This is a genomic window from Mycobacterium uberis (genome assembly GCF_003408705.1).
Taxonomy (GTDB): domain Bacteria; phylum Actinomycetota; class Actinomycetes; order Mycobacteriales; family Mycobacteriaceae; genus Mycobacterium; species Mycobacterium uberis.
Genome location: NZ_QAYL01000014.1, coordinates 22,074 through 44,105 on the forward strand (window position 1 = coordinate 22,074; position 22,032 = coordinate 44,105).

Below are 22,032 nucleotides of genomic sequence, written 5' to 3' on the forward strand. Positions count from 1 at the left end.
ATATACGCGCTGTGTGCGACCGTGATCATGCTCTACGAGGCCAAGGATAGCCGACACCACCGAGCATAGTGTTACTCAGAGAGCGGAATGGAAAGGGCAATCAATGGTGATGCCAACCGACAACGACTACTACGTCCTGGTACTTGGTGCCGGGCCGGTTGGACAGAATGCCGCCGATCGGGCCCAGGTCGTGTGCTTGCATGTTGCGCTCGTTAAGCGCGGACTTGTTTGAGACGAATGTTCCTACCGGTCCTGTGTGCCCAGTAAAGCTTTGCCGTGTACGATGATTACCGTCCTCGATACTTGCCGGGTCGCCGAGACAGGCGAGGAAGTTAACGGATCGATCGATGTAGCTAGGGCCTTTGGCCGCCGTGACCATTGTGTCAGTAACTAGAACGATACCGGCCAGGTGGACTGAGTGAGGGAAACTGATACAACCTGGTCCGTGGCCACGGGCGATTGGACGGTTCACGACGTGTCGCGGTCACCACACCTGGTGGAGGGCAAGTGATGTTCACCGCCCGGCATGCGGTTATAGTCTGCACTGGACGCCGGTCCACACTCCCTGACTTGCCTGGTGTTGTCGAAGCTCGACCTTGAATTAGCAGGGAAGCCACCGACAGCAGCGCCGTCTCAGACCGGCTTGCCATTGTCGGTGCCCGCGGCATAACCGTTGACGCGGCATAGCCGTTGAAATGGTAACGTCCCGACGAGAATTAGATTCGTCCGTGGTCTTACAGGTTCGAGGACCTCGCTTGCTGCCGTGGGTAGAACCTTTTGCAGGAGAACTCGTTGGTCGCGGACTTATCACTGTGGGCGTGGCTGCGTGCCTGGGTAGATCGGTTCGGACGTTACGTCGTCCCGACTCCGGTCGGTCAGGTGGTTCTTGAATTGGACGATGACAACGAATTAGATTTTGAAGAAGTACTTTTCGTTACAGGTAGGGCGCCGACGATATCGGCTTTGAGACAGTAGGGCTGCACTCGGATGGTTGGCTCCACATCGATGATGCTTGCCGAGTGTAGGCCGTCTAACATGGCTGGCTTTATATAGTCGGCGACGTCAATCATCGGACGCTGCCGACCTATCTGAGCAAATATCAAGCCTGGATCGCCAGTGTTGCCATCGGCTCGCGTTGCCAGACGTCGGCTGGATACCGTACCGCGGGGCGTGCACGTGACTACTATCGACCATCACGCGGTACCACAGGCCTTCTTTACGGACTCCTAAGCCGCCGCAGTAGAACGGACGGTTGAAGAGGCAGGTCACCGGATCAAGACGATAGATGTGGAAATCGTTCCTGTCGTTATTGAGGCCAGGCTGTTCATCGACGGATACAGGGGTCAAGCGTGCATGATGGTCGATATCAATCAGGGTCATCTGTTCGGCGTCACATTGGTCGGCCCGGATGTCACCGAGCTGCTGTAGCACGTCGTGCCGTGCTTTCTGACCAATAGTGATTTGTAGCTGAGGCTTATTGCAGCCTATCGTGATTCGTTCTTTGCGATCTTCTAGGAAACTTGGCTCATGTGACAACCAGTTGATGAAGCATACATGAAGACTTTGGGGATCTGATATTGACTCGGAATCTGTTCCAGCACAGAGTAACAGGAGGAAAGACAATGCTTCGCAGTGCTTACCGGTCGATCCGTCGGTGCGTGAGACGCACGTGTCACCAGAAACTGTATCTGCCCACCGTCATCACGGTGATTTGTCGATCACGACATATGTACGAAGTAGCACTTGCTGGACTAGCCTCGTTTTGTCAGTGATCGGCTTCGGTTGTTGTCATGGAGTTAACGTTCGACAACGTTTGCAACACACGAACGCTATAGAACTCCATCGCTTTACCGTCCTTGTCCCAGTATCCTTAGTATTGCTGATCGAAGTTTGTGATATCCTTATTATGTTGCCCGAGTGCGTTGTCCAACGCTAAATCCGATGTCCGAGTGCGGTTGTCGGCGATCTCCTGCAGAAGCGCCATCGCACGACACGCATGGATATAGGCTTTACAGCGAAGCATGGTCTGGTGATGAGTATCAGTAAGCTGATAAGAGAGCGCAATCAGCTACCGCTGAAACCGGGCGGCTGTCACAGCCACCTGTATCGCTAACAGGTCTGACAAGTGTGGTTGCAGCCCTTTGACCTACTTGCGTGAACGGCACAATAACTGCGGAAAACATCTCCCTAACCACGTCCTCCCACTTCGTGGTGTTGGCGAGTATCAAATCAAAACCTGGGCCGGTATACATAATTTGATTAGAGTCGATCTCTGGCGGTAGCGGTTCGTTCATATGTCCATCTTTTTTGTTCGTTGTTCCTCTGATTCGTAACTACTGTTGCCCCTCGTGCGTTAGTTGTGTTGCTTTCAGGGAGGTTAGGCGGCTTCGTCAGCGATCTGGTCTGCCAGCTCTCGAAGCTTGGCGAAGCTCGACTCACGCAGCCGGAGCTGTTACCAGAACACGTGGTCGAGATGTCATGAAAGCCAATGCTAGCGTAAGGCGACACCCGTGTCGCTTAAAGGCGTCACCATCGACATTGATGTCGGTAGCATCGCGGTCAAAGTAGGTGGTTGCTGACGAGGACGGTCACGTGACGGTGCGGCAGCAGATTGCCACCAGCTGCAGGTGCTGGTCCCGACCGGCTTGAATACATCGCCGATCAGGTATAACGGCAGGACCCGTTAGTGGTCCTAAGCTGACTGATTCGGCCTGACATCAAGGCGGTGGCCGTCGGCGGCCATGGTGCCCACATTGACCGCCGTTGATTCCGTGGACAGGCCTATCATGCTGGGACTGCTGTACGGGTGATAGGCCGGGGTCGGGTGTCCACCGACTTAGCCTGGCCAGCGCAACCGCTTCCGTTGGTGGGTTAGGCCGCCTAAGTTTGTACACTGGACGGCTGCTGCTGCCCCGAAGCGGTTCGGTTATTGGACCGTATCAACGGTGACCAACTACGTGCTGGCCGGCCAGGCTGCGATCTAGCCTCTGCCGTCACGGCTCTGCTCCCTTTCCGATGGGGCGGGATAGGGCCTGACAGTATGTGCCGACTACGGCGTGACCGTCGACTGTATGCTATGGATGGAGGCGATCGGAGCAACTTCCGGTCAGGTGTACGGGAGTAGTGCCGTGTTGGCGAGCGGCAGCGTCGGCACTCTGTGCGAACAGATCGTGGCCGGAGCGAACCGCGATGGCGGCGTGCTGATGCAGTGTGGCACCAGCTTTGATCGTGTGGACAACCACCCCGGAGTCACAATGTGCGCCCGGCCTGTGGACCATCCCGCACACAACCGCTGGGAAAACCCGGATCGGCGGAGCTAGCAATGCCGGCCGGTTATTCCTTAGCTGGGTGGATCGGCTTGTCGGATTGGGTGATCCGATTGGCGACTTTGAACAAGCCGATTCGCGTCGGATACCGGCCTGGTCGCCCCTATGTGCGCGGTGAACTTACGTGGTTACATGATCCGGACCACCGTGCCGCGCTCGACGACTTCGATCTCGAGCACAACGCCGCAGCGGTGTGCCGGGCCATATATGCTAGGCATCGGACTTCATGTTAGGCATCGGGCTTCGTCGTCCGCTAGCTCATCGAACTGAGTGAGGTGTCGGTGTCGCGCATCGTGGCTGCCGGCGGCTGTGCTGGGGTGTGGCCTTGGATGCAAGCCATTGCCGACGCGATCGGTCGACCCATGCAGGTGTCCGGAGTGGCCGAGGGAATGGCGTTGAGGGCTACGTTCGTGGCAGCTGGTCTGGAATTCTTGATCATTGATGCCACCCAAGTTGGTTTCAACCGAAAGCATCGTTGAGCTCCATCCAGCATGGGAAGGCGCGGTCGAGGACCGCTGCCGACGGTTCCTCGAGCTAGCGAACCGGCCTTCTTGTCGCATCTAACCCAGGAGACCTAGTGCGACACCTGAAGCAGCATTCATGGCTTACGTCATGACCGACTATAATCAGACCGCTGTTCGCCGAGAGATCGCTGACGCTCTGTTGAAGGCGTTGGAACGTCGCCACGAGGTTGCCGACGCTGTGGTGGAGGCCGACAATAAGCCCACCGCAGTCAAGGCAATCGCCCAGTTGCTCGACACATCGCACCTCGCCGTCGAAACGATAATGAGCATGTCGTTCGACCAGCTTACCAAAGATTCCCGCAAAAATATCCTTGCCGAGTTGGAAGATTGGAACAAACAGCTGAGCTCTGCTGTCCAGAAGTGTCCGGTAAGCCTGGGTTCAAGTCTTCAGTTTTGACACTTTTCCGGTGACGAGGACCACGATATCTTCGCTGCCTGCAATGCAGAAATTGGTGCCGCCGGCGACGGGTCTGGTGGGCCGGCAGCATCGATGACGAGATCCGGGTGGCGTTGGCCCGTGTCCACGACGAAGAGGGCGCGTGGTTCGTGATGGTCGACTCAGGCGCGAAGGTTGGGATGGTGTTCGGTGGGCTTGTCAATGGCTAGGTGGATATACGGGTTTGGATTCACCCCGATCATCGAAAGAAGAGTTACGGCACTGCCGTGCTGCGTAAGTCGCGGTCGGAGATGGCGTACTGCTTCTCTGTCGTGCCGATGATTGTCCGTGCGCCCGCCGCTGACCCGCATAGCCGGGTCACGGCCGACTAAGAGCCGGTTTCCTGTTAGCTAACGCCGATCTTCTGTTCCTATCTCAGCGTTGCAAGCAACCCTGACAACATTGCGGAACCGGGTCATCTCATCGTCGTCAGAGAAGATGCGGCCGCAATCGGTGAGTAGATCCCACCCTAGCCTGACAATCACCCGCCAGCTTCGATTGGCGAGGTAATCAACGACATTGCTGTGCTTCCCGTCAAAGACATAGTCAGGATAGGTCGATGTTGCAGCCCAACTTGACCCACAGCTGGTTGAATTACTGCGCGCACTGTGACAGCGTCGCACCCAAATCCGGATGGTATTCAGTGGCCAGCATGTCCCCGGGCGCGTTGAGTGCGATGATGTTGTCGAAGAGCTGGTTCTGAGCTTCCGGTGGAAGATACATAAGCAAGCTTTCCGCGCTCTACGATGTTGGCTTCGTATCGTGGAATCCACTGCGGTGCAACGATGTTCGCCGGTCTTCTCGCAGATCGACGCTGGCTGTTCGCCGGCAGGCGGCCGGTGCAACAGCGAGCGCTGACAACCTGGCACTCTTAAATTCGATAACCTGGGGTTGATCCACTTTAATAGACCACAGTGCCTTATGGTCATGGTAGTCGATAAGGTCAGGAGCCGAGGCTTGCGGCTAGCGTCACCGACTGGTGGATACCGTCGCGGGCGGCGTCGAGGAAGAATAGTCAAAGAAGTGGATGCGCACCGCGATTGAATCGGTTTCCATCCGCAGGCCTCGCTCACTGCACTTGTCAACCTCGCTGCCTGATTTCTGAACCGCTTTGTGGGCGGATGTCACCGTCAACCATACGAGTGAAAAAACTGGGGTCGACCGGACGCACCAATGGCGCCGCCAACGGATCATTAATGATCGGGTCGAGTTCTGCGCTAGCCAGCGCATGGGTAGCCGCGACCATCGGCGCCGTAGCGTCGACGCTCGAGGCTAGATCCCAGGCTGCCCTGCCCAGTACATGTCGTGGTGCTCCTGGTTCAGCTCAGCGCATATATAGTTCACGTTACCGAACGGGTCGTTGCTGTCGATCGATGGCAGTCGTTAGGTGACGAGGTCGGTGATACGTTCACTAAAACTAATGTTCGCCAGCTTTATATTATAGCTAATATAATTATATAGCTAAGATTTTACGTATAATTATATAGCTAAGATTTTACGCCTGTTGACTGGCAGGGTGCTGCGAAGTGATCTTGGAACATTTGGTGGCCTTACAAGCTTGGTTCGCGGGGTTTCCCGGCGGCCCGCAAAGGGGCTTGTGTAGATAAGCTGTTAGTCTCGTACACGATTTGACGGGCGACGCCGTATGTCCTGCCTGTGGGTATGGGACGCGAGACGCAGGATAGCCCCAGGAAATCGATGTCAACCGGACCAGCCCGGTTGACATGCCGCGAAAAGAGTTCGGCTGCGCAGGAGGGTTAGAGTGTTCTCGGCTTTCATCTCGTCGCTGCGGACAGTCGATCTAAGGCGGAAGATCCTTTTCACGCTGGTCATCGTCGTGCTTTATCGCGTTGGTGCGGCACTGCCATCCCCGGGCGTCAATTACCAGCATGTGCAGCAGTGCATCAAAGAGGCCACTGGTGGCGAAGCTGGGCGAATTTACTCGCTGATCAACCTGTTCTCCGGCGGGGCGTTGCTGAAACTCACGGTGTTCGCGGTGGGGGTGATGCCCTATATCACCGCCAGTATCATCGTGCAGCTGCTGACCGTGGTAATCCCACGCTTTGAACAACTGCGCAAGGAAGGTCAAGCGGGTCAAGCGAAAATGACGCAGTACACCCGTTACCTGGCCATCGCACTGGCCCTCCTGCAAGCTACCAGCATCGTGGCGCTGGCGGCCAATGGCGGGCTGCTGCAGGGCTGCCAGGAGGACATCATCTCCGACCAGAGCATCTTCAGTCTAGTCGTCATCGTGCTGGTGATGACGGGCGGTGCGGCGCTAGTGATGTGGATGGGGGAGCTGATTACTGAACGTGGTATCGGCAATGGCATGTCGCTGTTGATCTTCGTCGGTATCGCTGCCCGCATTCCCGCTGAGGGTAAACAGATCCTCGATAGCCGGGGCGGGGTCATCTTCGCCTCTGTCTGCCTGGCTGCTTTGACCATCATCGTCGGTGTGGTTTTCGTTGAACAGGGTCAGCGCCGGATCCCGGTGCAATATGCCAAGCGTATGGTAGGTCGGCGGATGTACGGTGGGACCTCGACGTACCTGCCGCTTAAGGTCAACCAGGCCGGCGTTATTCCGGTCATTTTCGCGTCCTCGTTGATCTACATTCCGCATCTGATCACCCAGCTGGTCCGTAGCGGCAGTGGTGGTGTAGGTAACAGCTGGTGGGACAAATTCGTCGGTACGTACCTATCGGACCCGGCCGATCCTGTTTATATCAGTATCTACTTCGGGCTCATTATCTTCTTTACCTATTTCTATGTATCAGTGACATTCAATCCCGACGAACGTGCCGATGAAATGAAGAAGTTCGGCGGCTTCGTTCCTGGTGTTCGACCGGGGCGGCCGACGGCCGACCATTTGCGTTATGTACTTAGCCGAATTACGCTGCCGGGCTCGATTTATCTTGGTGCGATCGCTGTGTTGCCCAACCTATTTCTGCAGATCGGTGATGGCAGCGCAGTCCAGAATTTACCGTTCGGGGGTACGGCAGTGCTGATCATGATCGGGGTCGGATTGGATACGGTCAAGCAGATCGAGAGTCAGCTGATGCAGCGCAACTATGAAGGGTTCCTGAAGTGAGAGTTGTTTTGCTGGGACCGCCGGGGGCAGGCAAGGGCACGCAAGCCCAACGGCTCGCAGAAAAGCTTGGTATCCCGCAGATTTCCACCGGTGAATTGTTCCGGCGCAACATCGAGGAAGGCACCAAACTTGGGTGCGAGGTCAAGCGCTACTTGGACGTCGGCGACTTGGTGCCCTCCGATCTGACCAATCAACTGGTGGGCAACCGGCTGAGCAAACCGGACGCGGCCGACGGCTTTATCTTGGACGGGTTTCCGCGTTCGCTCGAGCAAGCTGAGGCGCTGCATGAGATGCTAGCACACCGGGGTGCCGATATTGATGCTGTGCTGGAGTTTCGCGTGTCGCAGGAGGTATTGCTGGAGCGGCTCAAAGGACGGGGTCGCGCCGATGACACCGACGACATCATCATCAATCGGATGAATGTCTACCGTGACGAGACTGCGCCGCTGCTGGAGTACTACAGCAGCGCATTAAAGACTGTTGACGCCATCGGCACCATGGATGAAGTGTTCGCCCGCGCGCTGCATGCTCTGGGAAAGTAGGAAAGCGTCTGTGGGTGCGTTAACGTGGCTGCGCAGTCGTAGAATCGTGCCGCAGCGCAGTGCCGGCGAACTTGACGCGATGGCCGCAGCCGGTGCAGTGGTAGCGGCCGCATTGCAGGCGGTCCAGGCCACCGCAGGCCCTGGGATGTCGAGTCTGAGTCTAGACGAAATCGCCGAGTCGGTGATTCGCGAAGCTGGTGCTACCCCATCCTTCCTCGGTTACCATGGCTACCCCGCTACGATCTGCGCATCGATCAATGATCGGGTGGTCCATGGAATTCCCTCTGCTACTGAGATTCTCGCACCCGGTGACTTAGTGTCGATCGACTGCGGTGCGGTACTGGAAGGTTGGCACGGTGATGCGGCGATCACCTTTGGGGTGGGTACTCTCACTGCCGTCGATGAAGCCCTGTCGCAAGCTACCAGAGAATCGCTGGACATTGGCATCGCAGCGATGATTGTCGGCAATCGTTTGACCGACGTGGCGCATGCCATCGAAATGAGTGCCCGTGCGGCCGAAATCCGATATCGACTTGCGTTTGGGATCGTGCAAGGGTACGGCGGCCATGGCATCGGCCGACACATGCATATGGATCCGCTTCTGCCCAACGAAGGCGCTCCTGGGCGCGGCCCGCTGTTGGCGCCTGGCTCGGTATTGGCCATCGAACCGATGTTGACGCTTGGCGCCGGCGAAACGATCGTGCTCGACGACGGGTGGACTGTAACCACTGCCGACGGTTCGCGAGCGGCTCATTGGGAGCACACTGTCGCCGTCACTGAGGATGGACCTCGCATTCTGACTCTGGCATGACTGAGTGCGGCGCACACGTACTCTGGTGAATCTTCCCTGAGGGGCCGTGAACTAAACACCTACTTGACTCGTGTCAGTAGGCGGAGGGGATTGAGTGACTCGCATTGCCGACACCGCGGCTGCAGAAGCTGCTCTAATGAAGGCGCTCTACGATGAGCATGCCGCTGTATTATGGCGCTATGCGATGCGGTTGACAGGGGATGCGAGCCAAGCCGAGGACGTGGTCCAAGAGACACTGTTGCGAGCCTGGCAACATCCCGAAGTGATCGGTGACACAGAGCGTTCGGCGCGGGCGTGGATGTTCACTGTTGCTCGCCACATGATCATCGACGACCGACGCAGTGCTCGTTTCCGCAACATTGTCGGTTCGATTGACGAGCTAGGTGTGCTTGAACAGTCTTCGCCAGACGAGGTGGATGTGGCGCTGGAACGGCTGCTGATCGGTGATGCGCTGGCCCAATTGTCCGTCGAGCATCGGGCTGTCATCGAGCGGTCCTACTACCGTGGATGGACCACCGCGCAGATAGCTACAGACCTCGGGATTGCCGAAGGAACAGTTAAGTCGCGATTACACTATGCAGTGCGGGCCTTGCGGCTCACTCTGCAGGAACTTGGAGTTACATGATGACGCCGCAGGGATTTATTTCGAGTCTCATCCGGGTGGTCATCAGCTCCGGATACTTGAGGATGACAGGAACTGGATGATATGAAGGAGCCGCTACGTAGCGTCGGTCCACCGGGCAACACCAAGCTATCTAATTTGACGATGGATGACAGTCACCACTACGCAATGTGGGATGCCGCCTATGTGTTGGGATCGCTTTCTGCGACCGACCGCAGCGAATTCGAGTCACACCTGGTCGACTGTCCCGCATGTCGGCAAGCGGTCACCGAGCTCAGTGGAATGCCGGCCCTACTTTCGCAGTTCAACCGCGACGATGTGGCAGCGATCGGGGAGTCAAGCAGCAACACTGGTGCTGCGCAGGCTACCGCTGAGATGTCGCCGGAGTTATTGTCCTCGTTGTTGGCCACGGTGCGTTGGCGCCGCCGCCGCACCCGCCTAACGACCTGGGTGGTATCGACCGCGGCGGCTGTCGCACTCGGGGGTAGTGTGTTCTTAGGTGTTCAGGGGCATTCCGTGACAGCATCGCAGCAAGTGATGGCGTCTGCGAAACCGATGGCGCAAGTCGGGACGAATCTATTGGTCTCCACGGTGTCGCTGAACAGCCAAAATTGGGGGACGTTCATCAACCTACGCTGCGTGTGCCTGGCTTCGCCCCATGCGCACCACGACACACTGGCGCTGGTGGTGGTGGGCCGCAACAGCAGCCAAACTCGGTTGGCGACCTGGGTGGCCGAACCTGGCCACACTGCGACACCTGCTGGGAGCATCTCGATGCCGCTTGAACAGATCGCCGCCATCCAAGTGGTTGCTGCTGATAGCGGCCAGGTCCTGCTGCAGCGTTCGCTCTAATTCCGCCCAGGCGAGTAAAAGGAAGTCACTCGCCTGTCGTGTTACAGGCATACTCAGGAAGTATCGGCTAGTTGACCACATTGTCGAACATCTTGCAGCCATCGGCGTTAGCCATATTTTCGGTGTGACCGGCTACAATGTTTAGCCTTTTGTAAGGCGCGGCGCATTTCCACCTCGAAATTACCCTGGTGCTGGCTAAGCATAAGTTCTTCGCCGCCACGATGGCCGACGGGTGCATCCTGGGTATGGTAGTAGCGATTTCGGGTGGTGGTTGTGCAAATGAATCTTGTTGCAGGCCTGCGGGAATCGCTGGTAACCAAGGTGTCCTTGTTGACTTTGGTCGGCCAAACTCCCAGCACGATGGATGACCTGGATAGCTTTCAGGACACCAGTGGCAACAACGGATCGCTGAACGCCGCGGCGGTGTTTTAAGTGGTCTCAATGTGGTGCTAGCGAGTGTTTACGACGGCTGGCATCGTTGTGGCGCTGCCTCGAGTCATCGCCACTACGTGTACCGGTATATCGGTCGTGTTGGTGTTTCCCAAGGATATTCCGCAGGGATACGTTCGGGTCGATGGCTGACATCATGGGGTTGCGATACGCTATCGACTCATCGAAAACTCTTCTCTGATCGCAGTCGACTCGAACGCATCCCTGCGGTGCTGCGCAAAGTTGCCATCGTCGTGGGCGAGCAGGTGGACAGCGACAATGCTCGAGCCAAGCTCGAAGTGCTACATGCTCGGGTGGCCACCGTCCCCGACGCCAAGGACGTCGCGGGAACATCCGATTTCGGGTCATCGTACGTACTCGGGGTAACCGGCGTGATGGGTCTCCCGGGGGCGAAGTTGCGGCAGCCAGCGCCGTATGTCTCGTGGTCGGTACTCGACTATTGGTGACCGCGTGCGCCGGCATCGACGATATGCTGGCTGTGGTGCCAACGATCTCGCTTACATCGTCGCCCTAATGTTCCGTGTACTTGCGTTCATACTGACGATCTGCGTGTCTCGCTGCGTATGCTAACCCAAGCGTTGGCCGGCCATGGACGCCCGACGAGCTTACGAGTGTCCGATACTGGTGCGGCGCACCGAACTGACGTCCCTCGTCCTGCTTAGCGTCGGGTGTGTGGCACCGCGACGCCATGGCGGTGCTAGGACGGCAACCGATCCAACGGGGCGAAACATTGTGGTCGACGCTGGAGGTACTGGCGCATCGGTGGTCCATTATCTGCCGGTGCGGCACGGCGACAGATTTACCGTTGCACTCGGTATGGGAAGGTATGAGTTACAGTTTCGATGCCAGGATAGGGATGGCGTTCAGGCGTGCCAACAGCGAACGCACAGTGGTGATTGCCGGGGTAGGTACGTTTTTTATGCACGGCATGGGAGTCTACACCGCTGTCTACTAATGTCTTTCGATGATTTTTATGTTATTCAACAGTACCGTTTACGCCATTGTGAGTTATTTGCGAGCAGCTATTCTATATAGGTCTCTAAAGCTACAATCGATTCCCTATCCAGCAGGTTGGGCGCTGTTCTGACAGCGATTTTCCCGGGACTGATGCTCGTTGGCGTTAGCGACCTTGATGGGTTTGCCGCTGCTGTGCGCTCGGCGCTTGATATGGGTTGCCCTACAGTGGTTAGCGTTGAGTGCACTGCCGACGGTATCCCTTTGCTATCCTTATTTCTCGTCGGTAAGTAAGCAAAAAATACTGCTAAAGAAAATATTACAACAGCAAAGTAGAACAGAACCCATATCGCTGCCAGCGCTTGACTATCTCCAGAAAAATCGACGGAGTAACCTGTATCGAGATCCACCCCGGGAAAGGTCACGTTGATTATCATCATGAGATTGATGATGTGGTCGGTTTGCCCGCACAATCAGACATTTGGTGAGTACAGCACCGTCAACGACTACATAGACTGTCCGCCCGACGAGTTGTTTGACTACTCGGCTGACATCCGCAACCTCGAGGAGTTGACCTAAGTAGTTTAGGTGGTTTCACCCTCACCGATGAACCGAGATTGTGGCTGGTTCACGATTCGGTTTGGTTCGGAGACCAAGATCTAAACCCGCACCGTCGTCAACTCATAGGCCCACACCGTCAACTACCACTGTGGGTGGTACCAGGCAAACACCTGTGGATGATCTACTTGATGCATGTCATCAACGCCCAGTTAGTTTTTGGTGAGTCCGGTTCGTTTGTTCTGTGGATCAATTGCCACCACCCGTTCTACGACCACAACCCGCACCCTGAGGTAGCATTGCCTGAACGTACTATCTGGGTCGGCGACTTCCGGAGCATGTTTGGCGCGAGGTACCTGCTAGAAACGAAAAACCTCAAAACAATTATCGAGTATTGCCATAACAATGGCCTGTCTGTTATCTCGATATGGATGCCCTAGGGGCAATCGCAAGCGCGGCGAAGCCGGGTGTATTTTTCAGCCGTACGTGCGGTAAGAAAAGGCGTGACTGCCGCAAAACCGCACAAAGAAAAAGGAAACGGGTGTGCATCGGCAGAAACGTGACCCGATCGCCGCAGTGCGGGACAATTGGGAGGCTGCCGGATTGGGAGATGTGGCGTTGAGCATGGTCGCGGTAATGCGTCCCCATCAGATCTTGCCTGGACCGGGTTGAGACAGTGCTGCATACCTACGACCTGCGTTTTTCCCGCTGTGCGGCACCTTATCCCGCTCAACAACCACCTCGGTGAAGTCGAACATCGAGTCTGCTATCACTATCCTTAATCTATTTGTTCACGGCGTACTGGCGAACGTGAAGTTGGCAGCACGTTCGTACCAAGAAAACGCAGTCGCTGCAGAGGCCGCCGTCTGATCTACGGTAGTAGAGACAGCAGCTGACACGGTGGTAGTTGGTCTCGTAATCTACGAATTCTATTGTTTTTGTTAGCCGTTTGTAGGTCCTGCACAATCTGCTAATCAGCTGCTGCCAGGGTTGGGCGTGACATCGCCGTGCTGGCGATCGAACACTCGGGCAGTGTCCAGCAGGGCGGACGCCGCATTGCTGCGCTGCAGTCTTTCGGAGATCGTCCCCAGCCGACGCACCATCGCGGTGCACGATATGCGACTCGAGGACCGCGTCGACCAGTACCGATTCCAGGCTGTCGCCTTACCAAGCGGCCGAGTGCTCGACGTGCCGTAGGGTCTGACCGTCAACCTACCGAAACATTAGCTGGGCGGAAGCCATGTTCGGCACAAGTTGTTACCCGACTAGAGTTCCAGAGTCAGCCTATCAGAGTCGTGCAACGAAGTCCAGAAAGTAAAGTCGAGACCGCGACCCGACGGTATGGGGCCGTCGATCTGGGCCTGTGCACCGGCGACGATGCCGTCCAGTGGTGCCGTGTCGGTGTAGAGCTGTTGCGCAGGTCGCTAGCCATCCTGCGCGATCTATCTGGTCCGCATAGCGAAAAATATTCCCACGCAAGATCATTCACACAGCATCGCGGCGATATCCGCCGTTGGTATGCAATTGCTGTATGTCAGGCTGCGCAGCAGCGTCGGCAGGGTACTCGGTGTAACCGGTGTCACGTGGTGGGCGTTGGTATGCAGTGTGATCGTGTCGGAGTCAGTTGCGGTGAGCATGATCTTGACCAGGCATCGCAGATGCTCCAGCTTTCTCGAGAAGGCACACGTTGCAGCGCTGCGTGTAGCGGGTCAGCTGCCTTGATGCGTGCGTTTCTCCCGTTCAAGCCCTGAGACACGAACGCTCCGACGCCCGGGTAGAAGCGCAGCGTATTGCGGTTGAACCGAATACTAACGGTCCAGCGAAGGTGAGTTCATCGAGTAAAGCGTCGCGTAGCCCGCCATCAACACCGAGTAACCACACCCGGTCGGCGACGTGCAGCGTGCGTTTAAGTCCGTGCGCTGACATGATGATCTCAAGATCATGTTCGCGGGCTAAGGCGTGCAACATCTCGACCAAGCCGACGCAGGATGACATGTTCAGGAAGGCCGTCGGCTCGTCGAGCACCAGCAAACAGAGCTGCTGCGCGAGAGCGCGGCTAGTGAGCAAACGCTGAAGTTCTCCGTTGGAGAGTGCTGCGGCGGGCTGCGCGGCCAGGTGTTGGGTCTTCACCGTGCTTAGCGTCCAGTCGACGACGGCGTGATCGGCCAAAGTTAGTCGGGCGCGATAGCCCAGGTGTGGCATGTGTCCCAGGCCCACAAGTTCACACGCCGAGAGCAGGCCGGGGTCAATCCAGTAGGTGAGTACGACCGCCACTCGTCGAGCCAGTTTGTTGGGCACGCGCTGAGCTTGCCGCGGTACGCGAATGCATGCAGGCCCACGGTGACAACGGTGGTGCCGTGTCAGCGCCTGCGGTATCCGATCGTCGGGCTACGCAACTTGACCGGTCATCATGGTGCTCGTAGTTGCATTCCCTAGCTGCGGCGGCTGCCCATCAGCACAGCCACCGACGATTGGTGCCCTGATCAGCGCGGGAATCGCGTTAACAGGCATTACCGCAAGCTTCCCAGAAGTTTGGGTGACGATCGCGCAGCCCAACGCTACGGTCGCACCCATTCGTGTTACTCCGGGAAGCACGATATGACGATCGGAAGTGTCCAATGTGATCCGTAACACATACAGTACGACGAGCTAGACAAACGCAATTGGTCCGCAAAAAGCGGTTGTCACACTGATCAACAGCAATCCTGAAGTTACGGTAACCGCTCGGGCCCGCAGCACTATCGATGTGCCTATCGTGCAAAATATCCCTTGTCGAGCAACAGGGCGTTGAGAGCGCGGAGAGCCAGCATTGCTGTTCCTAGCCTTGACACGTTTAGGGACAGTAACCGCAGATCGTCGTAGACGACCAGCACGCTGGTGGCCGTGGCACCGGCTGTGCCAGCCATTACGCCGATCAGCAACGTTGCTGCCGAACGCACCCAGTGAGCAAGTGTCAGGACAACCGCCAGCACCAGTGCCGCCCTTAATACCGTCGCTACCACTGTGCCGGCCTGACCGGCTCGGCCCAGACCCACGATGAAGCCAGTGCTTCCGGTGACGCCCAGGCACATGCCCGGAACACACGTCTAGCATAATATGGGTCCGCCAGGGGGTTGCGGAACAACGTCTGGGTTTGTAGCTTCGCCATCCCGAGGGTGCTTCTGGCAGTGATTGCGGTCAACACCTGCGGCAGGCACAAGCTGGCCACGATGACCTGTCAGTCTGGGTCGGACGGTTGCGCGCCGACTAGAACCCGGATCGTGTCGGGCAGCGTTACCTGCGCCGGCCCAAGTGCATGGTCATCAGTAGCACCACAATTGTCGCCAACAGCGTCAGCACCGCTGTTGCCCGGCTCAGCTGGAGTGGCATGGCTGTCGCCGGTGCGGTCGTGATCACCGGCGGAGCATCTGCCGGTAGAACTCGAACTGTGGTGGTTGGCGGCGAATTCGGGATGCAGGATGGCCACCAGATCTCCGAGCAACAGATCAGGGCACGCCACACCGTGCTCCCAATAATCCATTACCGCCGCCGGTGCCGATTGCCTTGGTCGCTGATCAGACTTGGCCCTTGCACACCGCAGCCAGCTTACCGTAGCGGTTGTCGGCTACCAGCGTCGACGAGCAGCCGGCTGGCATAGCTACTCGTCCGCCGGCACTGGCCAGGTGCCTTGTTACGGGTTCTGGGCAACACTTGGGTGGGCTGTACTTTGGTGGTTTTGTTGGCCATCGTGTGGTAGTTGTCCCGCAGTTGTTTAGTGGAGTTCGGCGGCTTTCTTCTTGGTGCCGGTCAACGTGGCGAACATCTGCACTCAATTCCGCGTGGTCTAACGGTGTGGCCTCTAGCCATTCAGCGTCGGCGACCACGTCGACACTGGCGTCACGCAGTGTTGACCTGCTGATCCGGCGCGTACTCGGTAATTTTCCCGACGGTTACGCATTGGTTAGTCAGTGAGCTGACGATGTTGTGGGGTATTGGTGACACCGGCAAGCACGTCGCTCTGCGCTAGCTCGGCGATCGTACCCAAATGGCTGGCATTGACGTCGAATACAGACTTGTGACCGGTACCGTGATCTATTGCGTACGCGCCAGGTCGCGTGTTAGCTCCGGGACCGGAGCACTACAGCGCCACCAGACACAGAAGACTCGGGCGTACCATCCGGATACGGGTGTTCGACCGTCAGGATTTGGTAACTGATGGCGAAATTCGCGGCGTTGGTGACTGTCAACTTATCTAGGGAGAAGTCAATTATGCAGCCGGCATCTGGCGCGACGCTGGTGTCTAGGCGGGCTAAACGCCAAACGAGTGATAGCAGCCAGAGCGAGTGTCAGGCTAGTTATTACGGTCAGGGCCACCAAGGAGATAGGACACCCGGATCAATTGCACTCCATCGTGTTTGTGGCGTCCTAGTGTACTAGACTGTGCGTGCTGAGCGGATTGCCTCAGTGCCGTTGTTGATATGCGACGCTATTGCTCGTAAAGGCGATGAGGGTACAGGAAGCCGGTGTACATTCGGCATGGTGCCACCGCTGTGATTGGAGAGCGGCCTTCGTAGGCCATCGGCTGGAAGGCGAGGCGAGCGACGATCCGAGAGCCAGGCGACTTCTGTCATCACATCCCGCCAATCCGGGGTGCTACACCCCGAGAGAGCTGCCTCTCCAAATATGATGCAACTATCATCCGGCGGCTCGGTCGCCACCAAGAGCGTTGACTCAGACCTGATCACGATTGGCTTGCAATGAGCACGCCGATTTGGATGGCATTACCTCCGGAGGCGCACTCGGCGCAGCTCAGCAGCGGTCCGGGGCCCGGTCCGCTGCTAGTAGCGGCCGAAGCGTGGCGCTCGTTAAGCATTGTGTATACTGAGACGGCCGACGAGCTGGTCGCATTGTTGGTGGTAGTCCGGGTTGGCGCTTGGGGTGGTGCGACCGCTGAGGCGTACGCGATCGCCTATCTGCCGTACCTGAGGTGGCTGAGGCAAGCCAGCGCAGACAGCGTCACGCGAGCTATCCAACACGAAATGGCGGCCACCGCCTACACCGCTGCTCAGGCGTTAATGCCAACCTTGGCTGAGCTTACCGCCAACCGCACTGCTCACACAGTGTTGGTGGCCACGAATTTCTTCGGCAGTAACACCATCCCGATCGCGCATAACGAAGCCGAATACGTGCGGATGTGGATCGAGGCTGCCACCGTGATGGGCACCTATCAGGAGGTCTCGACGGTGGTGGTGAACTTCGCACCGGAGATCGTTGCCGCTCCACAGATCATGGGAATCGACGCGCTACAGACCGGTTCCGACCAGCCGTCGCCGGTAGTTCCCAGCCAGCCTCCCCAGGTTCAACAATGGTTGCAATGGTTGCAGCGGATCGGCTACACCGACCTCTACAATAATGCGGTTCAGCCGCTAGTCACCTCGCTGACCAACAATCCGTTCTTCCAAGCGATGTTCTCCGGATTTGATCCTTGGCTACCCTCACTCGGTAATCCGCTGAGCTTCCTCAGTCCATTCAACATCGCGTTTGCCCTCGGCACCCCGATGGACATAGTTTCATACATCGGCTATCTGTCGCAGACCTTCGCTTTTATCGGAGCCGATCTTGTAGCAGCGTTCGCTTCGGGTAATCCCGTGACTATAGGTTTTACCCTGCTGTTCACCACCATTGAAGCCATTGGCACCATCATCACTGATACCATCGCGTTGGTTAAGACTCTGATTGAACAGTCTTTTGCGCTGATCTTGGCCGTGTTTCCGCTGTTGGCTGCCTCATTGGCAGTTGCCACCGCGGGTGTAGTGGGCAGCTTTGCGGGCGTGTCGGGGTTGGTGGGCTTGGTTGGCGTGGTACCACCCGTGCTACCGGTCGCCCCGCCCATCGCAGCGGTAGCTCCGACCGTCCTGCCTCCGGCGCCCACTGTAGTCCCGACCCCGACTCCGACCCCGGCGCCAGCTCCCGTGGCCGCGCCGGTCGTCACACCTGGCCCACTACCTCCGCCGGCCACCGCACCACCGCCGGTGACTGGTGCAGACATGGACAGCTTCGGGTACCTGGTGGGTGGCCTGCAGTCGACCGTTAGGAAGCCGGTGGGCACCAATGCCCGACAGCAGGCGCCGGTACCCGAGGGCACCGAGGCTCCAGCGGTCGCGGCGACACCCCAGGAACAAGTGCAATCACGGCGGCGCCGGGCGAAGTCCATACAGCTCGACCGTGGTTACGGATACATGGATTTGCACTCCGCCACGGCGATGGCGTCGGATCAAGGAGTAGCAACCCTGGGGTTAGTCGGGACCGTCCACAAGGCAGGTCTCGGACCAGCCGTAGGATTAGTAACGATGCCTAGCGACACGTTCGACGACAGCCCACGTGTGCCTATGTTGCCGGGAACCTGGGATACTGACCCAACGTCTCGTTAAGACACGGCTGATGTCGGGTCTGCTGATGGCCGGTACGGTGAGTGCCACTGGTAAGAGCGTAGTGACCGCGAGGCTGTGCCGCGAATTGGCCCGACGTGGCGTGCGGGTGGCGCCTTATAAGGTGCAGAACATGTCCAAAAACTCGATGGTCTGCGTTGACCTGGACAGCGTGTGCGTGGAAAGCGTTCGGGCGCAATGGGTGTAGGCACTCATGGCCAGAGTGACGACCGAGCCGGCCATGAATCCGGTCTTGCTCAAGCCGGACAGTGACCACTATAGCAACGTGGTGTTGATGGGCAGGTCCTGTGGGGTGAGGTGGCGTCGTCGAACTGACGACTGGAGGGGCGGCAGGCTCTCGTTGAGGCGGTAAACCAGACCGTTGACGATCTTGCGGCCCGCTACGGCGTTATTATCCCGGAGGGAGGGAGTCGACAGCCTAGCTGAAATCAACTTGCGCGCTGGTGATTATGTCAATATAGGGCTTGCCTGTCATGCGGGTTTCCTACCAGTGTGTTGTTGGGGGCATCGACCGCGGCGGGGTGTTCGCTACGTTTCTGAGCACCGTCGCGGTGCTGTCTGTCGAGGACCAGATGTTGGTTCTGGGATTTGTGGTCAATTAAGTTCCGTGGCGACCTCGACCTGCTGGTGGTCAGGTCTGGGTGACCTGGAAAGGCGCACCGTGCAAAGCGTGTACGGCACCTTGCTGCGGCATCCTGATCTTTGGCTGGACGCATAGGATGTCCTTGATTTGGCGTGCCGGCGTGCTGGGGCCTGCTGGTTGGCCGTCGTGCGGACTTTCCCGGATCAGCAACTTCACCGACGTGGATGCGCTGGGGTTCGAATCTGATTCGGATCTGACTGGGATACCGTGTTCGCCTTTAACTCCTGCGCACTGGGTGGTGCCGACCGGATCGTGCTGTCAGGAACCCGTGTAACGGTCGTCGATTTGGCGTGGCTTCGGGTGCGAGGCCTTGATCGTACGGTGCTGGTGCAGGCTGCGGTGGGCAAGTTCAGTGGATTGCAGATGCTGGGTGAGGTGATTTTAGAATCGAATAGAATCGAAGGGTCGGTGGCTGAGGTGGCCGCGAGGTCAGGGATTAGGAGTTCCTGCTTTGGGGTACGAAATTCACCACGGCAGAATTACCCGCGGTGACGCCGCCGAGAAGTTCCTGGGCGGCGCGCGTAACGGATGGGTGTTGGCACGGTTTGTTGGAAGGTGACGTGCTGTGCGTGGCTTTCCTGCACGAGACACTTGGGCTCGCTGGGTGGGGCGCGTGTTTTCCAGCCGCACGTGAGCGCCGCTTCGACTTGCTCGGCGATCTAGTCGACCGGATATCTTGACGTCTATGCGTTGCTGAACCTGGCTAGGTACGGTTGCCTGCAAGCTTTGCTTCTCTTTCCCGCCCGGAGCGTCTTGAGAAGCCGGTGCAAGAGAATGTGCTGTTTACCATAACGCAGTGCGGATTTTGGTTACTGGCGGTGTCCGCTCAAAAAAGTACACACACGCCGGCTAATACTGTAGACGTTGTCCGCGTCGGTTCCTGGCCGCCTCGCCGACCGTAGTGATTCCGACTGGGACTTCCTCGTCACGTTGCACCGAGCTCGTCGCTTAACGACCTAGATGACGGTGGAAAACGTTTATTTCGCACCGGTTTTGCCTGAATAGCGGTGTCCTATCATGGTTGACTGTCTGGGTAGTTGGTTGACTGCTTTCATGGATCGTGTTGTGGGATATTCTGATCGCTGATGTCCACGCTGCGGTGCAGGCACAACTCGACGGACGGTGTGGGGTGTTGATCGGACTGCTCGATGTGATCGTGGTGACGAATCAGTTCTGCCTTGGGATGGTGTCTGCCCATCGTTCGGGTGTGCTGTTTCGCGATCTACTCTGCGCGATCAACCAGCGCGTGGCGGCTGTCTGCGACGAGGTCCATCTGGTCGTCGCGGGACGTGTGCTCCAGCTTGAGGGGTCGGCTACCAACATTGATGCAACAGCGGCGACGACTGTTGTAGTGTGAACCACGGCATTGACATTCGCTACGATGGTATCGGCCCGACAAGGCGAATTCGTTGTTAGATTTGAGCAAAGCGATTATCAGGTCGCAGACTCCGGAGAATTTTTTCGGCGACAAATTATTAAGCTGTCGCGGCTGAGTGAATCGGTCGCCGATGTCGTCGCCGAGACAGGAATTTTCTTGGGTTCCCTGTTTCGATGAAAATATCAGGTGTTTATTAACATCAGGTGTTCTCGATGGTACACGATCAGCAATGCGTTCGATGAGGTATTTTGTGAATTTAAACTACAGTTACACAAAAGATTTTGCGCTTTAGATCGCGACACTCGATTGAGGTTCTGGAATTTCGAAGAGAACATTCAACGCTGCGAACTTCATTGTTTTTTGGTTTGATTGCAAACGGGATTTTTTATATGCAGTTTTTACGTTCGACTACGGTAGTCTGCGTGGATTTAACCTAATTGTACATGTCACATAACTGTGTGCAATGAGAGTCGTATAGCACCATTAAGTTATCGCTCACCTCACGTATCATGGTTTTGGGCACTCGCTCTCTGATCCCCTCGGGATCAGAGAGCTTTCATGCCAATTTCGTCCTTGATCGGCAGAATGTCAAGGAAAATGACGCAGTCAACTCCGGCGGCTGCTGCGGTGACAGCGGCTTGCACGGAAAATCCCACTGGATGCTGTAACATCTCCGACCTTGATTCGGACCTCGTGCGGGTGGTCGGTGTCATCCCAAACAAAGATTGGCTGGATAAGCGCGGTCGAAGTCAGATGCACCTCGGCGGTGAGGCGACGCAGGGCCGGCGTACGCAGCAGCCGAAGAGGCCGATACGGATTGGCTGCCACTGACCGTGCTTTCCCATGGGTGGACGAACTACTCATGCGGGGTCCCTTAGTTCGATGTGATTCGAGGTAAATACCAAATCGATATGCGCCAAGACTTCCGTATCGGGACGTGCGAACTAATATCCAGTGTATGGTTGCGCGGTGCAGTGCGCCGCGCGGAACCACACCTTGGTTTCGGTCGACTTCAATAGCAACCTAAGAAGGTCCAGTAGTGGCAAGTTGAAAACTTTGCGAATTAGGTATTGCCAAACAGTTTCGACGGCAAATCCTGTCGCAGATATGAAGACTGGAGCACCCCCAGAAAATGTATACATGGTCATGACGGTGAACTCATTTAGAAACTGTTCCGTGTTGTCGTTTATGGCTAACGTGGTCGCAGTAATTCTGTTCAGTATTAGTTCGTAACTTGTTAGCAGATTGTCGGCTCGGGAACATCGTGCATTCTCGTTTAGTAGCTTACGCAGGTCGGAGACTATTCCAATTAATAACAAATCGAGTAAAGTAATTGGATGTGGTTATGCCAAGGCTCAGGAATGGGATGGTTGTCATGCTGGGTGTTGTGAATAGGATCGGGTTTCGGTCTGCGGCTATC

The 22,032-nt window shown here is 57.0% G+C and carries 22 protein-coding genes, 6 pseudogenes and 1 riboswitch; of the genes and pseudogenes, 17 read left to right on the plus strand and 11 right to left on the minus strand.

Annotated elements, in window-relative coordinates; translation table 11 throughout:
• Positions 1–103 precede the first annotated feature (103 nt).
• Positions 104–1,467, plus strand: a pseudogene (locus tag MUBE_RS08725) (FAD-dependent oxidoreductase).
• Positions 1,468–1,870: 403 nt separating this feature from the next.
• Here the strand turns inward: MUBE_RS08725 and MUBE_RS20240 are convergent.
• Positions 1,871–2,068, minus strand: coding sequence for a PPE domain-containing protein (locus MUBE_RS20240; RefSeq protein WP_424399067.1), 198 nt, complete (start codon positions 2,066–2,068; stop codon positions 1,871–1,873).
• A 442-nt stretch (positions 2,069–2,510) separates the two neighbouring features.
• Here MUBE_RS20240 and MUBE_RS08740 point away from each other — a divergent pair.
• A pseudogene (locus MUBE_RS08740) lies at positions 2,511–3,890 on the plus strand (FGGY-family carbohydrate kinase).
• Positions 3,891–3,938: 48 nt separating this feature from the next.
• A pseudogene (locus MUBE_RS08745) lies at positions 3,939–4,618 on the plus strand (GNAT family N-acetyltransferase).
• A 262-nt stretch (positions 4,619–4,880) separates the two neighbouring features.
• Here the strand turns inward: MUBE_RS08745 and MUBE_RS19005 are convergent.
• The 3 genes from MUBE_RS19005 to MUBE_RS17880 form a co-directional block, all read right to left on the minus strand.
• Positions 4,881–5,009: a hypothetical protein gene (locus MUBE_RS19005; protein ID WP_279386702.1), complete on the minus strand. Its 129-nt coding sequence runs from the start codon at positions 5,007–5,009 to the stop codon at positions 4,881–4,883.
• An 18-nt stretch (positions 5,010–5,027) separates the two neighbouring features.
• Positions 5,028–5,186 (minus strand): class I SAM-dependent methyltransferase, encoded by a 159-nt coding sequence (locus MUBE_RS17875; RefSeq protein ID WP_243632953.1) that lies wholly within the window; start codon positions 5,184–5,186, stop codon positions 5,028–5,030.
• Between the two features lie 181 nt (positions 5,187–5,367).
• Positions 5,368–5,532: a class I SAM-dependent methyltransferase gene (locus MUBE_RS17880; protein WP_243632954.1), complete on the minus strand. Its 165-nt coding sequence runs from the start codon at positions 5,530–5,532 to the stop codon at positions 5,368–5,370.
• A 516-nt stretch (positions 5,533–6,048) separates the two neighbouring features.
• On the opposite strand from MUBE_RS17880, the gene secY reads away from it, so the two are divergent.
• The 10 genes and pseudogenes from secY (at position 6,049) to MUBE_RS08795 (ending at position 12,835) form a co-directional block, all read left to right on the plus strand.
• Positions 6,049–7,374 carry a preprotein translocase subunit SecY gene (gene secY / locus MUBE_RS08755; protein WP_116540228.1) on the plus strand — a complete coding sequence of 442 codons (1,326 nt, stop codon included), beginning with the start codon at positions 6,049–6,051 and terminating at the stop codon, positions 7,372–7,374.
• The gene (locus tag MUBE_RS08760; protein ID WP_116540229.1) at positions 7,371–7,916 is read left to right on the plus strand and encodes an adenylate kinase; all 546 of its coding nucleotides are present in this window, start codon (positions 7,371–7,373) and stop codon (positions 7,914–7,916) included. Before secY ends, MUBE_RS08760 begins: the two co-directional genes overlap by 4 nt.
• Positions 7,900–8,727 carry a type I methionyl aminopeptidase gene (gene map / locus MUBE_RS08765; RefSeq protein WP_116540230.1) on the plus strand — a complete coding sequence of 276 codons (828 nt, stop codon included), beginning with the start codon at positions 7,900–7,902 and terminating at the stop codon, positions 8,725–8,727. The genes MUBE_RS08760 and map overlap by 17 nt, the downstream gene beginning before the upstream one ends.
• Positions 8,728–8,821: 94 nt before the next feature.
• Positions 8,822–9,352: a sigma-70 family RNA polymerase sigma factor gene (locus MUBE_RS08770; RefSeq protein ID WP_116540231.1), complete on the plus strand. Its 531-nt coding sequence runs from the start codon at positions 8,822–8,824 to the stop codon at positions 9,350–9,352.
• An 81-nt stretch (positions 9,353–9,433) separates the two neighbouring features.
• Positions 9,434–10,201: an anti-sigma factor family protein gene (locus tag MUBE_RS08775; RefSeq protein WP_116540232.1), complete on the plus strand. Its 768-nt coding sequence runs from the start codon at positions 9,434–9,436 to the stop codon at positions 10,199–10,201.
• Positions 10,202–10,480: 279 nt separating this feature from the next.
• Positions 10,481–10,633 carry a hypothetical protein gene (locus MUBE_RS15830; protein WP_165849784.1) on the plus strand — a complete coding sequence of 51 codons (153 nt, stop codon included), beginning with the start codon at positions 10,481–10,483 and terminating at the stop codon, positions 10,631–10,633.
• 227 nt (positions 10,634–10,860) lie between these two features.
• Positions 10,861–11,097, plus strand: a complete 237-nt coding sequence (locus MUBE_RS08780; protein WP_116540233.1) for a hypothetical protein — start codon at positions 10,861–10,863, stop codon at positions 11,095–11,097.
• Between the two features lie 242 nt (positions 11,098–11,339).
• Positions 11,340–11,606, plus strand: coding sequence for a hypothetical protein (locus tag MUBE_RS08785; RefSeq protein WP_133297088.1), 267 nt, complete (start codon positions 11,340–11,342; stop codon positions 11,604–11,606).
• Positions 11,607–11,951: 345 nt separating this feature from the next.
• Positions 11,952–12,603, plus strand: a pseudogene (locus tag MUBE_RS08790) (SRPBCC family protein).
• Between the two features lie 103 nt (positions 12,604–12,706).
• Positions 12,707–12,835, plus strand: a complete 129-nt coding sequence (locus MUBE_RS08795; RefSeq protein WP_424399066.1) for a hypothetical protein — start codon at positions 12,707–12,709, stop codon at positions 12,833–12,835.
• A gap of 111 nt (positions 12,836–12,946) precedes the next feature.
• Here MUBE_RS08795 and MUBE_RS20245 read toward each other — a convergent pair whose 3' ends face one another.
• Complete coding sequence (locus MUBE_RS20245; protein WP_165849785.1) at positions 12,947–13,129, minus strand: (2Fe-2S)-binding protein; 183 nt, start codon at positions 13,127–13,129, stop codon at positions 12,947–12,949.
• A gap of 66 nt (positions 13,130–13,195) precedes the next feature.
• Here MUBE_RS20245 and MUBE_RS15840 point away from each other — a divergent pair, with 66 nt between their 5' ends.
• Positions 13,196–13,360, plus strand: coding sequence for a hypothetical protein (locus MUBE_RS15840; protein ID WP_165849786.1), 165 nt, complete (start codon positions 13,196–13,198; stop codon positions 13,358–13,360).
• Between the two features lie 543 nt (positions 13,361–13,903).
• Here the strand turns inward: MUBE_RS15840 and MUBE_RS08810 are convergent.
• The 5 genes from MUBE_RS08810 to MUBE_RS17895 all read right to left on the minus strand — a co-directional run bounded on the left by MUBE_RS08810 (position 13,904) and on the right by MUBE_RS17895 (position 15,683).
• Positions 13,904–14,461, minus strand: coding sequence for an ATP-binding cassette domain-containing protein (locus MUBE_RS08810; RefSeq protein ID WP_116540237.1), 558 nt, complete (start codon positions 14,459–14,461; stop codon positions 13,904–13,906).
• Between the two features lie 90 nt (positions 14,462–14,551).
• On the minus strand, positions 14,552–14,737 hold the full coding sequence (locus tag MUBE_RS17885; RefSeq protein WP_243632955.1) for a hypothetical protein: 186 nt from the start codon (positions 14,735–14,737) through the stop codon (positions 14,552–14,554).
• A gap of 176 nt (positions 14,738–14,913) precedes the next feature.
• Positions 14,914–15,234, minus strand: coding sequence for a hypothetical protein (locus tag MUBE_RS17890; RefSeq protein ID WP_243632956.1), 321 nt, complete (start codon positions 15,232–15,234; stop codon positions 14,914–14,916).
• Positions 15,159–15,371 carry a hypothetical protein gene (locus MUBE_RS19440; RefSeq protein ID WP_341537703.1) on the minus strand — a complete coding sequence of 71 codons (213 nt, stop codon included), beginning with the start codon at positions 15,369–15,371 and terminating at the stop codon, positions 15,159–15,161. Before MUBE_RS19440 ends, MUBE_RS17890 begins: the two co-directional genes overlap by 76 nt.
• Before the next feature lie 9 nt (positions 15,372–15,380).
• Positions 15,381–15,683: a hypothetical protein gene (locus MUBE_RS17895; RefSeq protein ID WP_243632957.1), complete on the minus strand. Its 303-nt coding sequence runs from the start codon at positions 15,681–15,683 to the stop codon at positions 15,381–15,383.
• Positions 15,684–16,599: 916 nt separating this feature from the next.
• A riboswitch (cobalamin riboswitch) is annotated at positions 16,600–16,788 on the plus strand.
• Between the two features lie 111 nt (positions 16,789–16,899).
• On the opposite strand from MUBE_RS17895, the gene MUBE_RS08825 reads away from it, so the two are divergent.
• The 3 genes and pseudogenes from MUBE_RS08825 to MUBE_RS19445 all read left to right on the plus strand — a co-directional run bounded on the left by MUBE_RS08825 (position 16,900) and on the right by MUBE_RS19445 (position 20,591).
• Complete coding sequence (locus tag MUBE_RS08825) at positions 16,900–18,573, plus strand: PPE family protein (protein ID WP_116540239.1); 1,674 nt, start codon at positions 16,900–16,902, stop codon at positions 18,571–18,573.
• 10 nt (positions 18,574–18,583) lie between these two features.
• Positions 18,584–20,026, plus strand: a pseudogene (locus MUBE_RS08830) (cobyric acid synthase).
• 4 nt (positions 20,027–20,030) lie between these two features.
• Positions 20,031–20,591, plus strand: a pseudogene (locus MUBE_RS19445) (bifunctional adenosylcobinamide kinase/adenosylcobinamide-phosphate guanylyltransferase).
• A 566-nt stretch (positions 20,592–21,157) separates the two neighbouring features.
• Here the strand turns inward: MUBE_RS19445 and MUBE_RS19010 are convergent.
• Positions 21,158–21,283 carry a hypothetical protein gene (locus MUBE_RS19010; protein WP_279386704.1) on the minus strand — a complete coding sequence of 42 codons (126 nt, stop codon included), beginning with the start codon at positions 21,281–21,283 and terminating at the stop codon, positions 21,158–21,160.
• Between the last annotated feature and the right edge of the window lie 749 nt (positions 21,284–22,032).

What these genes read in the sequence shown, in the direction of transcription:
- MUBE_RS19005 (WP_279386702.1), bottom strand. Translation starts at nt 5,009, where the DNA reads ATGTATCTTCCACCGGAAGCTCAGAACCAGCTCTTCGACAACATCATC.
- MUBE_RS17880 (WP_243632954.1), bottom strand. Translation starts at nt 5,532, where the DNA reads ATGGTCGCGGCTACCCATGCGCTGGCTAGCGCAGAACTCGACCCGATC.
- map (WP_116540230.1), top strand. Translation starts at nt 7,900, where the DNA reads ATGCTCTGGGAAAGTAGGAAAGCGTCTGTGGGTGCGTTAACGTGGCTG.
- MUBE_RS08775 (WP_116540232.1), top strand. Translation starts at nt 9,434, where the DNA reads ATGAAGGAGCCGCTACGTAGCGTCGGTCCACCGGGCAACACCAAGCTA.
- MUBE_RS15830 (WP_165849784.1), top strand. Translation starts at nt 10,481, where the DNA reads ATGAATCTTGTTGCAGGCCTGCGGGAATCGCTGGTAACCAAGGTGTCC.
- MUBE_RS08785 (WP_133297088.1), top strand. Translation starts at nt 11,340, where the DNA reads ATGGCGGTGCTAGGACGGCAACCGATCCAACGGGGCGAAACATTGTGG.
- MUBE_RS17885 (WP_243632955.1), bottom strand. Translation starts at nt 14,737, where the DNA reads ATGGGTGCGACCGTAGCGTTGGGCTGCGCGATCGTCACCCAAACTTCT.
- MUBE_RS17890 (WP_243632956.1), bottom strand. Translation starts at nt 15,234, where the DNA reads ATGTGCCTGGGCGTCACCGGAAGCACTGGCTTCATCGTGGGTCTGGGC.
- MUBE_RS17895 (WP_243632957.1), bottom strand. Translation starts at nt 15,683, where the DNA reads ATGGATTATTGGGAGCACGGTGTGGCGTGCCCTGATCTGTTGCTCGGA.
- MUBE_RS08825 (WP_116540239.1), top strand. Translation starts at nt 16,900, where the DNA reads ATGAGCACGCCGATTTGGATGGCATTACCTCCGGAGGCGCACTCGGCG.
- MUBE_RS19010 (WP_279386704.1), bottom strand. Translation starts at nt 21,283, where the DNA reads ATGTTACAGCATCCAGTGGGATTTTCCGTGCAAGCCGCTGTCACCGCA.